Origin of the sequence: Alcanivorax sp. (assembly GCF_002726155.1) — a bacterium.
In the GTDB taxonomy this organism is placed as follows: Bacteria; Pseudomonadota; Gammaproteobacteria; order Pseudomonadales; family Alcanivoracaceae; genus Alcanivorax.
Genome location: NZ_PBSH01000035.1, coordinates 43,007 through 58,251, shown reverse-complemented (window position 1 = coordinate 58,251; position 15,245 = coordinate 43,007). Strand labels below are relative to the sequence as shown.

The following is a 15,245-nucleotide window of genomic DNA, read 5'->3' as shown; positions in this document are numbered from 1 at the left end:
GATCCAGTTCCAGCACCCAGTGACAGAGGATGGAAAGACGTTGTTCATCACCCATCCCGTCCAGTTTGTCCCAACGTAGCCAGAGTCTTCCGCCCACGGGCTCATCAAACAGCTTGGTGTTCAGGCCACGGCCACGGGCATAGCCTTTCCAGTCGATCTTGCGCAGGGAATCACCCGGAACATAACGGCGCAGCCCCTGAAACTCGTCGTTTCCAGGCTGGCCACTGCTGAATGCTCTCTGGTTATGCTTGCCACCGTCGGCGGGACAATCCGCGCTTTCCTGCGGACGAGGCCAGGCCAGGCAATAATGATCGAGAGTCGCGTAGGACCAGGTCCGCAGCAGACCCAGTGGGAAGCGGCTTTCCACTTTCAGCCGTGGTGCCGTCACTTTTCCCCTGCTAGCCAACGGCAAATTCAGCCACAGGCTCTCCTCCTCGCCTGCCAGAACACTCACCTGTTGTGCGTCCTGCCCTGGCCAGCGCAACCAGATGCAATGGTGGGCTCGCTGTTCAGCGAACAGCACCACTTCCAGTGCCCCTTCTTCACCACTGAAACCGGATTCCGCCGTGCCATTGCGCAGGCCCAGGGCGGATAAATTGCGGAAGGTATGCAGAATGGCGACCAGAAACAGGCTTGCCATCAGAAACGACAGCGCCAGAATCAGGTTGTTTTCATAATTGATGCCACCGATAAACAGCAGAGCGGCCACTAACAGATAGAAGAACCCGTAGCCGGTAGGGAAAATAAAAATACGTTTCTGGTTGAAAACGATCTGACTGGCTGCCGGCAAACGGCGTGCCAACCATCGCTCGTACAGCCGGCGCGGTCCTTGAGGAAGCCTCACGATGCCGCCCTAGCGCCGTACCACAGGCACGGACTGGAGCAATGACTGGCTAATGGCAGCCACGCTGCCCCCTTGCCGAGCACTCAGGCGATGCTCTGCCACCGAGGCCCAGACCGCCTGCACGTCTTCTGGCAGCACATAGTCACGGCCGGTAATCAGCGCCCAGGCCCGTGCGGCACGTAACAGCCCCAAACCCGCACGGGGTGACAGCCCCGCCACAAAGCGGTCATCGGAGCGCGTAGCGTCAAGCAGTCGCTGTACATAGTCGAGCAGCTCGCGGGTCACCCGGATTTTGCCCACTACCTGGGCCAGCTTCATCAGCCCTTCGCCATTAATTACCGCTTTCAACTCGCGCACCTGCTGGCGCAAATCACCGCCCGCGAGCAGTTCCAGCTCCACATCCGGAGCCGGATAGCCCAGGGAGATACGCATCAGAAAACGGTCCAGCTGGGATTCCGGCAGCACGAAAGTACCGGCTTGATCCACGGGATTCTGCGTCGCCACCACAAAAAATGGCGCGGGCAATGGCCGGGTCACCCCATCCAGGGTGACTTGCCGTTCTTCCATGGCTTCCAGCAAGGCGCTCTGGGTTTTCGGCGTGGCACGATTGATTTCATCAGCCAGCAGCAGCTGGGTGAATACCGGGCCTTCGCGGAGGGAGAATTGCTGGGTGTTGGGATCGAATACGGACACACCAAGGATATCCGCCGGCAGCATATCGCTGGTGAACTGCACCCGCCGGTAATCCAGCTGGAACACGCGGGCCAGCGCATGGGCCAACGTGGTTTTACCCATGCCCGGCAGGTCTTCGATTAGCAGATGGCCATTGGCCAGCATGCAAGTGAGCGCCAGTTTCAGTTGTTCTTCTTTGCCCAGTACAACACGGCCTACCTGGGCCAGAGCTTTATCCAGTGCCTGCATGCGTCCCCTTTATGCATTCATTGCCAATACGGACAGCGAGGCGGGAAATCAGGCGTTGGCCAGCGCCTTCAGACCGCGGCTCAGGTCTGCCTGCAGATCCTCAACCGCCTCCAGGCCAATGGCCAGACGAATCAAGTTCTCTGTCACACCGGCTCGCTGCTTTTCTTCTTCGTTGACTCGCCCATGGGTAGTCGTCGCCGGGTGAGTCACGGTTGTTTTAACATCGCCAAGGTTGGCCGTAATGGAAATCAGGCGAGTGGCATCAATAAAGCGCCAGGCTGCCTGACGATCACGATTACCCGCAGCATCTTCCACTTCAATGGACATCACTGCGCCATAGGCCGACTGTTGCTTGCCCGCCAGTTCATGCTGTGGATGACTTTTCAGGCCAGCATAATGTACACGTGCAATGCCCGGCTGCGATTCCAGCCACTCAGCCAACACCATAGCCCGTTCGCTTTGCGCCTTCATTCGCAGGCTCAGCGTTTCCAGCCCCTTGATAAAGACCCAGGCATTGAACGGGCTCATACAAGAACCGGCAGAACGCACAAACCCGAGGACGTCATTCATGGGTTCTTTAGGGCCAACCACGGCACCACCGAGGCAACGCCCCTGCCCGTCCAGGTATTTGGTGGCGCTATGGATAATCAGGTCAGCACCCAGCTCAATAGGTTTTTGCAGGGCCGGGGTGCAGAAACAGTTATCCACCACCAGCAACGCCCCGTTGTCATGGGCCAGCTTGGCCAAAGCGGCAATATCGCCTACTTCCGCGAGAGGATTCGACGGTGTTTCCAGAAACAGCATCTTGGTTTCCGGACGAATCGCCGCTTGCCACTGGGACAGGTCGCTCATGTCCACCAGCGTGGTGTCGATACCAAATTTCTTCAGGTAACGATCGTAGATCACGTTGGTCGTTCCGAACACGCTGCGAGAACTGACGATGTGATCGCCTGGCGCCAGCAAAGCGAAAAACGTGCCGCTGATCGCCGCCATCCCGGACGCGAAAGCCACACAGGCCTCGCCGCCTTCCAGAGCCGCAAGCCGCTGCTCAAAGGCGCGTACGGTAGGGTTGGTAAAACGGGAGTAGATGTTGCCGGGCTCTTCCCCACTAAATCGCGCCGCTGCTTGCGCCGCGTTTTCGTAGACGAAGCTGGAGGTCATGAAGATGGGATCCGAATGCGCCATTTCATCCGTGCGCAATTGCGCCGTTCGAATGGCCAGGGTTTCCACACTCAAGGTTGTCGGATCCAGATCATCACTCATGGTTTATTCTCGCTTTCATGCCGCACGCGACAGACAACAACGCGTCAGAGATTTGTGCTCATTCGCAGCGACGGATTCATGCATCTGTCAGCACTGCCTTGTTGCCTGTGGCGTGCTGCGTGCCCGCATTAATTAGCATTATGCAGGTCGATAATTTCGTTATCCGCCAGGGCCTGGGTTTTCTCGCTGTTACCTTTAGCCGCGTCGTTGCGCCGCGCTTCCAGGTTGGCCAGATAGTCCGGGGTGATATTGCCGGCCAGATACTCGCCATTGAACACGGAGCAATCAAAGGACGCCACATTCGGGTTGCCCTCTTGGCAGGTTTCCACCAAATCATCCAGATCCTGGTAGATCAACCGGTCAGCGCCGATCAGTTCACCAATTTCATCGGTGGTACGGCCGTGGGCAATCAGTTCCTGGGCCACCGGCATATCAATGCCATAGACGTTCGGGTATTTCACCGCAGGCGCCGCTGAGGCGAAATACACTTTGCGCGCGCCGGCTTCCCGAGCCATCTGGATAATTTCGTTGCAGGTGGTACCGCGCACGATGGAATCATCCACCAGCAATACATTCTTGCCCTGGAATTCCAGCTCAATGGCATTGAGTTTCTGGCGCACCGATTTCTTACGTTGCTGCTGGCCCGGCATAATGAAGGTACGACCGATATAACGGTTCTTGATAAAGCCTTCACGGTATTTCACGCCCAGATGGTTGGCCATCTGCAAGGCGGACGTTCGGCTGGTATCAGGAATCGGGATGACCACATCGATATCGTGGTCCGGCCATTCACGTTCCACTTTCTCGGCCAGTTTTTCCCCCATGCGCAGGCGCGCCTTGTACACGGAGATACCATCAATGATGGAATCCGGTCGTGCCAGATAAACCTGCTCGAAAATACACGGATGCAGGCTCGGGGATTGCGCGCACTGACGGGTATGCATCTCACCATCAGCGGTGATGTAAATCGCTTCGCCCGGGGCCAGATCACGCTCCACATGGAAACCCAGGGAAGACAAAGCCACAGACTCGGAAGCCACCATATATTCGGGTCCGTTCGGGGTGTCCTTGCGGCCAAAGCACACCGGGCGAATACCATGGGGGTCGCGGAAAGCCAGGATGCCGTAGCCAGTGATCATGGCCACCACGGCGTAGGCCCCTTCCACCCGTTGATGGACTGCAGCCACCGCATCAAAGATGTCTTCAGGTTCTGGCTGCAATTTGCCGCGGCTTTGCAGCTCGTGGGCAAACACGTTCAGCAGAACTTCGGAATCGGAGGTGGTATTGATGTGGCGCAGGTCGGCACGAAAGATATGCTCGGCCAGCGCTTCCGCATTCGTCAGGTTGCCGTTGTGGGCCAGCGTAATGCCGTAGGGAGAGTTTACATAGAACGGCTGGGCTTCCGCCGAACTGGAGCTGCCTGCCGTGGGATAGCGTACATGGCCAATCCCCATGTTACCGACCAACCGACGCATATGGCGGGTGCGGAAAACATCGCGCACCATGCCGTTATCCTTGCGCAGGTAGAGACGATCACCGTCACAGGTCACGATACCAGCCGCATCCTGGCCACGATGCTGGAGAACGGTCAGGGCATCGTAGATCCCCTGGTTCACATGGCTATGACCGACAATACCCACAATGCCGCACATGGTACTTACCTCTAGCTGCCGCTTACATTCATGATAAAGGCGAGAAGACTCTCGCCAACGTCCCGGGTCCACGCTTCCATCATCACCAGATGCGGCACCAGGGTAGATTCGTGCCACCAGGGGTCAGCGGCAAACAGATGCCGACCCAGGGCAACCAGTACGACCATCAGCAAGACCCCACGCAGGGCGCCGAACACCATACCCATCAATCGATCTGTACTACTCAGGCCGGTGACGCGGATCAGCTCACCGAGCAAATGGTTGATGAGGGCTCCCACCGCCAACGTCAAGGCGAACAGGCTGCCGAAAGCGACAGCGGCCCGCAGGCTGGGGGGGGAGATCTGCTCCTGGAGAAGGAGATCCAGGGCCGGGCTGAACAGGCGCGCGATAATAAAGGCCGCTACCCATGTGAGCAACGAAAAGGCTTCGCGGGTAAATCCACGGCGCACACTCAGAAGTGCGGAGACTGCGATAACAAACAGAATGATGCCGTCTGCCAGATTCATGTAAAGCGTGCTCTCGCCGGCGGGTTAGGGCTGAAAAAGGGCAATGCCGGACCAGGAAAAGGCAGACATGGCACCCTGTAAATACAGACGGCGCAGTTTATCAGAGGCGAACCCGCTTGCCCATGCATGCCCGGTTTTCCCACTGCACGAAACAGGGACACAACCACACGGGCTGCCATCCGTCAGGGTACGTAAATCCGCACCAGCCCCTTAAGCTTGAAACGCTCGTCGTCGGCCAGCTTCTGCCGGGTGGATTCAGCATCGTCCTTGCGAATTTCCGGCCCGACCATCACCCGATGCACCACTTTCCCTTCATGGCTGTCGGTCTGTATGTATGCCCGATAGCCTGCGGCCTTGAGTTTATCGACCATGCCGCTGGCATTATCCGCATCGGAATAACTGCCCGTCTGGACCACAAAACCGGCCAGCACAGGGCCATCGGCGGGATCGACCTGCTGCGGCGTCACAGGATTTTCCGGCGGAGGTACTGGCGCATCGTCCTCCACTGGCGCGACCGGTTCCGGCTGTTGCGGAACGGTTTGCGTGTCCTCGTCGCCATCTTGGTCACCGAGCTGTTGCTCAGCAGCGTCTTGAATCGCCTCACGATCAGCCTCGATACGCTCGTCCGCCGTGTCCAGACGCTCCTGCGGCACTACAGGTTCAACCAGTACGGTTTTGTGTTCCGGCGGCTCGGGAATACGCATATCCAACGCATTGCGCACCTGCTCAGGGGTACGGAACAGGAACGGTGCCAGTGCGCCGGCCAGAATCAGTAACAGTACAATACCCACAATGCGCTGACGCGCTCGATTATCCACCGGTTTCTCCATTCAGCATTCGCTAGCGCTGCCGTTACTGCGCCTGCTCCCGAGCTTCTGCCACAGTATAAAAGGAACCAAAGACGACCACCTGATCTTCACCACCAGCCGCATCCAGCGCGGCGCGAGCGGCCGCCGCCACACTGGCATACTCCTGGTACTGCGCCGTGTCAGGTAGCCCCTCTCGCAGTCTTGCCGTCGGTGCCGCACGGGGAATCTGTGGTGCGGCCAGATACCATCGGGCAGCCATGCCGTCGAATAGCCCAATCACTGCATCAACGGGTTTATCGGCCATCATACCGAACACCAGATGCCGGGTCCCGGCACAGGCCGGAAGCTGCTGCAGAAAACGCTGTACCGCCGGCAGATTGTGGCCCACATCAAACCAACAGGATACCCCGCCGATATGCTGCTGCTCGCAACGCCCAAACAGGCCCAGTTTAGCCACCGCCGCCACATCCGCATCGCCGCACTCTACACCCGCCAGAGATAACGCCTGGCAGGCCGTGGCCAGATTGTCTGCCCCCAGGCGCACCTGCGCGGGCAAACACAACTGTCGGTCACCTGACAAAACCAGCGCCTCGTCCTGGGCATGAAAATCCCGGCCGGCAAACACCGGCCTCGCACCCAGCGTTGCGACCAGCGAAACAAGGTTGTCTGGCCAGTTCATTTCGCCAAACACCAGCGGCTTGTCCACCCGGCCAATGCCACACTTCTCGGCAGCGATGGCCTCGCGGGTATCGCCCAGCCAGTCCTGGTGATCAAGTCCTACGGACGTCACTACAGACACGTCGGGTTCCACAATATTCACCGCATCCAACCGGCCACCCAGCCCCACTTCCAGCAATATCAGATCCGCCTCGCTGGCCTTGAATAACCAGAGCGCAGCCAGCGTAGTGAATTCAAAATAGGTAAGCGGCACCTGGCCCCTCGCCTGCTCCACCTGGGCAAACGCGGCACATAACTGCGCATCACCGGCCAGACCTTCAGGCAGGCGGACCCGCTCGTTGAACAGGTGAAGATGGGGAGAGGTATACAAACAGACTTTGCGGCCCTGGCGTTCAGCCAAGGCCGTCATCAGTCGCAGCGTAGAGCCCTTGCCATTGGTACCGGCAACGGTAATCACAGGAACAGAGAAATGCGCCACCGCCAGGCGGGCAGCAACGCCATGGAGCCGATCCAGGCCCAGTTCAATCTCTGCCGGGTGCATGGCCTCGATGCGGCGCAGCCACCCGGCCAAGGAATCAGGCAAGGAAGTATCAGTCATTCAGCGCCAGTGGTGACCAGCCCATCATGTTGGCCAGTAAACGGTGAAGGGTGTCACGCATATCATGCCGGGACACGATCATGTCGATGGCGCCATGATCCAGCAGGAATTCGCTACGCTGGAAGCCTTCCGGCAATTTCTGCCGCACGGTCTGTTCAATGACCCTCGGGCCCGCAAAACCGATCAAGGCATTGGGCTCTGCCACATTGACATCCCCCAGCATGGCCAGTGATGCAGAAACGCCACCATAAACCGGATCCGTCAGCACGGAAATAAACGGCAAACCGGCCTGGCGCATCTTCTCCAACGCGGCACTGGTTTTTGCCATCTGCATGAGCGAGAACAGGGCTTCCTGCATACGCGCCCCGCCACTAGCCGCGAAACACACCAGAGGTAGTTTCTGCTCCAGGCAGACATTCACGGCACGAACAAAACGCTCCCCCACCACGGACCCCATAGAGCCGCCCATGAAATTAAACTCAAAGGCACAGGCCACCAGCGGTTCGCCATGTAACGCCCCTTTCAGCACCACCAAGGCATCTTTTTCATCGGTGGTTTTCTGGGCTGCCACCAAACGGTCCTTGTACTTCTTCGAGTCCTTGAACTTGAGACGATCCACCGGCGCCAGCTCAGCACCAATTTCCGTCTGAGCACCTTCATCGAGAAACAGTTTCAGGCGTCGACGGGCATCAATACGCAAATGGTGATCGCACTTGGGACACACATCCATGTTGCGATCCAGTTCCGGCCGATAAACCACCCCTTCGCAACGCGGGCACTTTCGCCACAACCCTTCAGGAATATTATTGCGCCGACTTTCCTGGGGGCGACGTACGGCGGGGAGGATTTTCTCCAGCCAGTTGCTATTGCTCATGCAAAGGTCCCGTTATTGATCCATGGCGTTACGCATAGCGCTGAGAATACCGCCAACCGCGTCGTTAATCGCGTCCGGGGTATCCTTGTTTTCAGCAATTTGATTCACCAGGGCACTGCCGACGACCACACCATCGGCTACCCGGCTCACCGCCTGCGCAGATTCAGCGTCTTTGATACCAAAGCCGACACCAATGGGCAATTGAGCAAGGTTGCGAATTGTTTCAACCCGGCTCGCCACTTCATCCACGTTGAGGGTTGCGGAGCCGGTGACGCCCTTCAGAGAAACGTAATAGAGATAGCCTGAGCCGGCTTTGCCAATCAGCTTGATACGGGCATCCGAGGTAGTGGGCGCGACCAGGAAAATCATGTCCAGGCCCTGGGCATCCATTACCGGTTTCACTTCCAGTGCTTCTTCCGGCGGCAAATCCACCAGCAACACCCCATCCACACCGGCATCCGCTGCGGCTTTGGCAAAGGCCTCGTAGCCCATGACTTCCACCGGGTTCAGGTAACCCATCAGGACCACAGGGGTATCCGTATTGGTTTCGCGGAATGCCTTCACCATGCCGAGAATATCGCGGGTGGAAGTGTTGTGCGCCAGTGCGCGCTCACAGGCCAGCTGGATCACTGGCCCGTCTGCCATGGGGTCGGAAAACGGCACGCCCAATTCAATGATATCCGCGCCAGCGTCTACCATGGCGTGCATCAGCGGCACCGTCACTTCTTTTACCGGATCACCCGCGGTTACAAAAGGAATCAGGGCCTTGCGGTTCTGACCGGCGAGGCGCTGGAAGCAACTTTCAATACGACGCATTTCTGCTCCTTAAAACAGGTAGTGGAAACGCCCCGCGGGGCCTTTCCAGATTGCAGCCATGGCGCTGGGCAATGGCAACAACCTCACTAATAAGCCAGCCGGCAATCACAGAATCAGACATCGATCCCGTCGATGGCAGCTACGGTCAGAATATCCTTGTCCCCCCGTCCGGAGAGATTCACCACGATGTTCTGGTCCGGCGACATGGTAGGTGCCAGCTTGCGGGCGTAGGCCAAGGCATGGGCCGATTCCAGCGCGGGCATGATGCCTTCCACCAGGGTCAACTCACGAAATGCCGAGAGCGCCTCCTGATCATCCGCGGCCACATATTTCACCCGGCCCAGATCTTTCAGCCAGGAATGCTCAGGCCCCACACCGGGGTAATCCAGGCCGGCTGATACCGAGTGCGTCTCGATAATCTGACCATTGTCGTCTTCCATCAGGTAGGTACGATTGCCGTGCAGAACCCCGGGGCGGCCCGCATTGAGCGGTGCGGCATGGCGACCGGTTTCAATACCGTCGCCCGCCGCTTCCACGCCATACATGGCCACATCGTCATCGTTAAGGAACGGATGGAACAGGCCAATGGCGTTGGAGCCACCGCCCACGCAGGCCACCAGGGCATCCGGCAGCTGCCCCGCCTGCTTGAGGCTCTGCTCGCGGGCTTCACGACCGATAATGCACTGGAAATCACGCACCAGCTGCGGATAAGGATGCGGGCCAGCAACCGTACCGATGATGTAGAAGGTATCATCCACGTTGGTAACCCAGTCACGCATGGCTTCGTTCATGGCGTCTTTCAGGGTCCGCGACCCCGAGGTCACCGGAATCACTTCTGCACCCAGCAGCTTCATCCGATAGACGTTGAGCTTTTGACGCTCCACGTCTTCAGCCCCCATGTAGACCTGACACGTCAGGCCCAGGCGAGCCGCGACAGTGGCGGTCGCTACACCGTGCTGGCCAGCTCCGGTTTCCGCGATGACCCGCGGTTTGCCCATGTGCTTGGCCAGCAGCGCCTGACCGATGGTGTTATTCACCTTGTGCGCGCCGGTATGGTTGAGATCCTCACGCTTGAGCCAGATTTTTGCGCCACCGAGCTGCTTCGACCATCGCTCCGCCAGATACAGCGGAGACGGGCGGCCAACATAATGGGCCAGGTCGTAGTCGAAATCCGCGCGGAACTGCGGATCGTCCTTGAGACGCGCATACATGGCCGTCAGTTCGTCCAAAGCCCCCATCAGGGTCTCGGAAACGAAGCTGCCACCAAACTGGCCAAAGTGGCCACGCGCGTCAGGAAAAGCAGAAAAATCAGGGCGTTCAGACACCAGCTACTCCTCGTGTTTTGACACTATTGATAAAGGCGCGAATGGCGGAGGCATCCTTAATGCCGCCGCTGCGACGACCCTGAACATTCTTCTGCTCAACGCCACCACTGACATCCACAGCCCATGGCCGAACCTGTGTCACGGCTTCCGCCACATTTTCCGGGTGCAGGCCACCAGCCAGCACCACGGGCAAGGGCAGGTCCTTCGGAACCCTGCCCCAGTTGAAAACTTCGCCGGTGCCGCCTGGCAGCCCCGGCACATAGCTATCTACCAGTAACCCCGACGCGTTGTGGTACACCTGCGCGTACTCATGCAAGTCCACATCGTCCTTCATCCGTACCGCCTTGATCCAGGGGCGCCCGAAACTATCACAGTACTGCGGGTCTTCATTACCATGGAACTGCAGCACATCCACCGGCACGGTGGTCAGCACCCGGTTGATCTGGTCACGGGGGGCATCCACAAACAGCGCCACCGTGGTAACAAACGGGGGCAGGCTGGCGCAGATCTGCGCCGCGCGGGCCTCAGTCACTACGCGGGGGCTAGGCCCATAGAAAACCAGACCAATTGCATCGGCACCGGACTTCGCCGCCGCCAAGGCATCTTCAATTCGGGTAATACCGCAGATTTTGACCCGGGGTATGGTCATGGGTTCTCCAGTGTAACAAAAACCAGGGGTTTTAGCGTGGGGCATGAGGCGTGCCGCATATCGCAATTAATCATTATGCCTGAAGGTCATCCGGTAACCACAGTGGTCCCAAAGCATCTTGAGGCAGCGCAAAATGGTCAGGATATTCGATTTCCACCAGGTACAAGCCAAATGGCGGTGCTGTGGCAGCGCCTTTCCGGCGATCACGCCCCTCCAGCACCTCCCTGGCCCAGGTGGCGGGTTTCTTTCCCGCCCCCACGCTCATCAGCACCCCGGCTATATTACGCACCATATGCATCAAGAACGCGTTAGCGTGTGCCTCAAGTACCAACACCTTGCCGTGCTCATAGAGTGTCAGGCTGTGCATCGTCTTCAATGGTGATTTCGCCTGGCAGTGCACGCTTCGGTAGGCAGTGAAGTCATGCTCACCGACCAGATACGCAGCCGCTTCACGCATGGCGGCCACATCCAGCGGTCGATAATTCCAGGTCACATGGTTGCGATACAGGGCCGGCGGGCGGGCATGGTTGTAGATGACATAACGATAACGGCGACTCACTGCGGAAAAGCGCGCATGAAAGGCATCATCCACCGGCGTTGCCCACCGCACGGTCACGTCCCGCGGCAGATTGGTATTGGCCCCCATGATCCAGCTTTTCATTTCACGGGGGGCCGCTGAGTCAAAATGAACCACCTGACCGGTACCGTGTACGCCCGCATCCGTTCGCCCCGCACAGACAACGGCCACTGGGTGGTTGGCCACTTTGGATAACGCCGCTTCCAGGCATTCCTGCACCGTGCGCACACCGGGTTGCTGCGTCTGCCAACCACGAAAGTCGGTGCCATCGTACTCAATACCCAGCGCAATACGTGTCATGGAACCCTCGGAGATGAGTTGAGTGACGCGTTGAACATTCAACGCAGGAACGCGATCTGAACCTCAGGCGGCCGGGAACACCCTTCGCTATTCCAGAGCCCCTCGCGTTACCGCTTTTCACTTTCGACTAAAACAAAAAAAGGGGCGATACCATAAGGCATCGCCCCCTTTTTGCCTAGCGAGGGAGAGTTTAACCCACCTGACTAAGCAGCTCTCGGGCTTCGGACTGTTGCTGGTCATTACCCTCAGAAATCACTTCGTTGAGGATATCCTTGGCGCCTTCGTTATCACCCATATCGATATAGGCTTTGGCCAGATCCAGCTTGGTCGCGTTCTCGTCGGTTTCACCCAGGAAGTCGAAGTCATCTTCATCAGCCAGCACATCAGCGCTGGATGGAGCCGGCGTCTCATCCACCGGAGCGGCGGGCGCAACAGTCGGCTCGATGGACACAGTCTCCTCCTGCGGCTGCGCATCGCTGACGTCAGCGTCGGCAGCTTCAGGGGCATCGAAAGACAGGGTCTGGTCGTCATCCAGATTCAGCTCGTCATCACCCAGAAGATCTTCCAGCGAGCCGTCATCTGCGGCGGCCACTTCGTCCGCGTCGATCTGTGTGTCTGCCACCGGCGCAGCCTCTTCCAACGGTGCGTCCAGATCCAGCGCGGTGATATCGTCCAGTGACTCTTCTGCCTGGGTGCTACCACTCAGGGACTTCTCGGCTTCGTCCAGCTCCAGATCGATATCCAGGTCTGACAGGGTATCGTCATCTGACGACTGCGGTGCGCTGCCCGTTTCATCAGACAGGTCCAGATCATCCAGCGACAGATCCAGCTCTTCGTCTGCTGCCGGCTCGGCAGACAGATCATCGAACTCTGCATTCATGTCATCCAGATTCAGCTCACCGAATTCGGTGTCATCTTGCAGAGTCGCACTGCCCACATCATCCAGTTCCAACAGCGAATCAGCAGACATTGACTGCTTGTCTGCGTCAGACATTTCCGGTTCTTTTACCGCGTCATCCTCGCTGTCGAAATCCAGGCTGAAATCATCATCCTGCGCATTAGCAGAAGAAGACGATGTTTCGCTGTCCGCATTCAGCATGACGGTAGCGTCTTCGTTGTCTGCCTCGGCAGAATCCAGCTCAAAATCGAAATCCGCCAACTCGTCCGTGCTTTCCGTTTCCGGTTCCAGAGACGGCGCTTCCGCCTCAATGGTCGGCGCGCTGTCAGACCCATTCCCCAGATCAGAAGACAGGCCCATCTCCAGATCATCCAGAGACAGTTCGTCATCATCCTGGGCCGCTGCCGGCGCTGCCGCACCACCCAAACGGGCAATGGCCGCATCCACATCGGCACCGGTGCCGGCGTAGGTGGTTGCCTGCTGCTGGAATGCCGCGTCGTCCCCCATTTCTTTCAGCAGTTCCAGCAGACGCACTTTCAGGTCGGCCCGCTCTGGTGATTTATTGATTTCATTGCGCAGGAAGTCAACCGCTTGCGGATAGCGGCCGTAGGCCACATACACTTCCACATCTTCCAGCGGATCCTGGCTACCGCCCTGGCCTTGTACCGGGGCCGCATCGTCAGCGTTATCATCAACGGCAGCAACGGTCGGTGCGCTATCATCGTCCAGATTCAGGCCAAATTCATCGTCCTGCTGGTCGTCAACATCATCAAACAGCGGACCATCCAGATCTTCATTGTCATTTTTCTTCTTGCCGCGCAGCAGCAGGGCAATCAGCAGCAAAATGGCCAGCAAGCCCAGCGCAATGTACAGCAGGTTTTCCATGATCAGATCGACAATGCCGCCACTCTGGGCAACCGGCGGCTGTGCAGGCGCCACTGGCTCAGGCTTGGACACCGGCTCTACCGGTTTAACTGCACTGTCCGCCTCAGCCTCTTTGTTACCGGCACTGTCAGCCGCACTCTGTGGACCTTCGGCATCAGCGGCATCGGTTACACCACTCTGCTCCGCTGCTTGTTCGTCGGAGCCTTCCAGAACAGCAACGTCATCGTCAGCGGTCTGCTCGCCGTCTTCCTGAGCGGAATCAGCAGCGGCGATAGACTCATTCGCCTCATCATCACCCGCCGCATCGTCAGCGTCCGCAGAGAGCGCTGGCTCAGCGGGCTCTTCCATCAACGGGTCATTGTCCGGGGAGGCCACGCCCTGCTCTTCGCGCAATTGGCGCAGTTCTTCCTGCAACTGGGTAATCTGGTCATTACGCAGCTTCAACAGCTCTTCGCTGGTGGAGTTCTGCGCTTCCAGATCGCTCAGCCGGGATTTCAGTTCGGAATTTTCACGGTCCAGACGATCCAGGCTTTCATCGCGAATCGCCAGCTCGTTCTCGAGCACCGCGGTATTCGCGTTACCTTGCTCGTCAGAACCCGTGCTGTCGCCATCATCCACACCGGCAGTGGATTCCGGAGCCACCAGCTTCACTTCACCACGGGTTGGTGCCTCAGCCTCATCATCGCTGTCAGCCACCTGGCGGGAGCCATCAATCTGGGCGCGCTGTGGGGTTTGGATGCCACGCTTTTCCAGCATGTCACGCCATTGGCGGTTCTGGTCTGCCACTTCCACAATAGCGGAACGGGTGGAGATGTTACGCACTTCCTGCTCGTTAGGAATACGCAGAACCGTGCCTTCACGCACCAGGTTCACGTTGTTGTTGATGAAGGCATCAGGATTCATTTCCTGAATCGCCACCAGCATCTGTTGCACTGATACACTGTTTGAGGGGCGATTGTTCAGGGCAATCTGCCACATGGTGTCGCTGGAACGTACGGTATAACGGCTGCGGGGACCGCTATCGGCCACGGCCGGGGCAGACTGGGCCTGCTGAGGTTCCGATTCGATGGCGGGCTCAGGGGTACTCTCAGGCTGGGGGGTTGGCGTTGCCGCAGGCGCGGGTGCCGATGCGGGGGTCGGTTCGCTGCGCGTCACCGGCTGGGGCACACGACTGATGGTCGGCGCAGCGGTCACGGCGCTATCGGCAAAGCTGGGCGGGTCCAGCAATACCGTGTATTCACGCATCAATCGACCCGTGGGCCACAGGAATTCAACCAGGAAGTTCAGGTAAGGCTCACGCACCGGCTGGTCCGTAGAAATATGCAGCTGGGCTTTGTCGCCCTCCTGAAGTTCTACAGAAAATGCCAGTCGATTAAGGAAATAGCTGCGATCAACGCCAGCAGCATCGAACTCTGACTGGGGCGCCAGATTCACCAGAATTTCTTCTGCAGTCAGGTCGCCGACCTCGTGCAGAGAGACATCCATATCCAGGGGCTGGTTCAAATAGGAATTAAGCTGGTATTCCCCTACCCCCAATGCTGCCGCTACGCCAGGCGCCATCATCGCCACAGCTGTTAAGCCAAACCCAAGTTTTCGAAGCATGGTCGAACCCTTTATTTATTATGTTTCCCGCGCTCAGCCCGATCCCGC

The 15,245-nt window shown here is 58.3% G+C and carries 13 protein-coding genes; all 13 read right to left on the bottom strand.

Features of this window, described 5'->3' with window-relative positions; all coding sequences use genetic code 11:
* Nucleotides 1–802: DUF58 domain-containing protein (locus tag CL546_RS10750; RefSeq protein ID WP_290494838.1), on the bottom strand; the 802-nt coding region annotated here is incomplete at its 3' end.
* 51 nt (nt 803–853) lie between these two features.
* Entirely contained in the window at nt 854–1,765 is a 912-nt protein-coding gene (locus CL546_RS10745) for an AAA family ATPase (RefSeq protein ID WP_007150232.1), read from the bottom strand.
* A 48-nt stretch (nt 1,766–1,813) separates the two neighbouring features.
* Nucleotides 1,814–3,028 carry an O-succinylhomoserine sulfhydrylase gene (locus tag CL546_RS10740; RefSeq protein WP_290494836.1) on the bottom strand — a complete coding sequence of 405 codons (1,215 nt, stop codon included), beginning with the start codon at nt 3,026–3,028 and terminating at the stop codon, nt 1,814–1,816.
* Between the two features lie 128 nt (nt 3,029–3,156).
* The gene (gene purF, locus CL546_RS10735) at nt 3,157–4,680 is read right to left on the bottom strand and encodes an amidophosphoribosyltransferase (protein WP_007148625.1); all 1,524 of its coding nucleotides are present in this window, start codon (nt 4,678–4,680) and stop codon (nt 3,157–3,159) included.
* An 11-nt stretch (nt 4,681–4,691) separates the two neighbouring features.
* Complete coding sequence (locus CL546_RS10730; RefSeq protein WP_290494834.1) at nt 4,692–5,186, bottom strand: CvpA family protein; 495 nt, start codon at nt 5,184–5,186, stop codon at nt 4,692–4,694.
* A gap of 182 nt (nt 5,187–5,368) precedes the next feature.
* The gene (locus CL546_RS10725) at nt 5,369–6,004 is read right to left on the bottom strand and encodes an SPOR domain-containing protein (RefSeq protein WP_290494833.1); all 636 of its coding nucleotides are present in this window, start codon (nt 6,002–6,004) and stop codon (nt 5,369–5,371) included.
* Nucleotides 6,005–6,038: 34 nt separating this feature from the next.
* Nucleotides 6,039–7,271, bottom strand: a complete 1,233-nt coding sequence (locus tag CL546_RS10720; protein WP_290494831.1) for a bifunctional folylpolyglutamate synthase/dihydrofolate synthase — start codon at nt 7,269–7,271, stop codon at nt 6,039–6,041.
* Nucleotides 7,264–8,145: an acetyl-CoA carboxylase, carboxyltransferase subunit beta gene (gene accD, locus CL546_RS10715; protein WP_290494829.1), complete on the bottom strand. Its 882-nt coding sequence runs from the start codon at nt 8,143–8,145 to the stop codon at nt 7,264–7,266. Before accD ends, CL546_RS10720 begins: the two co-directional genes overlap by 8 nt.
* Before the next feature lie 12 nt (nt 8,146–8,157).
* Nucleotides 8,158–8,961 (bottom strand): tryptophan synthase subunit alpha, encoded by an 804-nt coding sequence (gene trpA / locus CL546_RS10710; protein ID WP_290494827.1) that lies wholly within the window; start codon nt 8,959–8,961, stop codon nt 8,158–8,160.
* A 113-nt stretch (nt 8,962–9,074) separates the two neighbouring features.
* Nucleotides 9,075–10,286: a tryptophan synthase subunit beta gene (gene trpB, locus CL546_RS10705; protein WP_290494825.1), complete on the bottom strand. Its 1,212-nt coding sequence runs from the start codon at nt 10,284–10,286 to the stop codon at nt 9,075–9,077.
* Entirely contained in the window at nt 10,279–10,935 is a 657-nt protein-coding gene (locus tag CL546_RS10700; RefSeq protein WP_290494823.1) for a phosphoribosylanthranilate isomerase, read from the bottom strand. Before CL546_RS10700 ends, trpB begins: the two co-directional genes overlap by 8 nt.
* A 73-nt stretch (nt 10,936–11,008) precedes the next feature.
* Entirely contained in the window at nt 11,009–11,812 is an 804-nt protein-coding gene (truA, locus tag CL546_RS10695) for a tRNA pseudouridine(38-40) synthase TruA (RefSeq protein WP_290494821.1), read from the bottom strand.
* A 190-nt stretch (nt 11,813–12,002) separates the two neighbouring features.
* Nucleotides 12,003–15,197, bottom strand: coding sequence for a motility hub landmark protein FimV (locus CL546_RS10690; RefSeq protein WP_290494819.1), 3,195 nt, complete (start codon nt 15,195–15,197; stop codon nt 12,003–12,005).
* Nucleotides 15,198–15,245 lie beyond the last annotated feature (48 nt).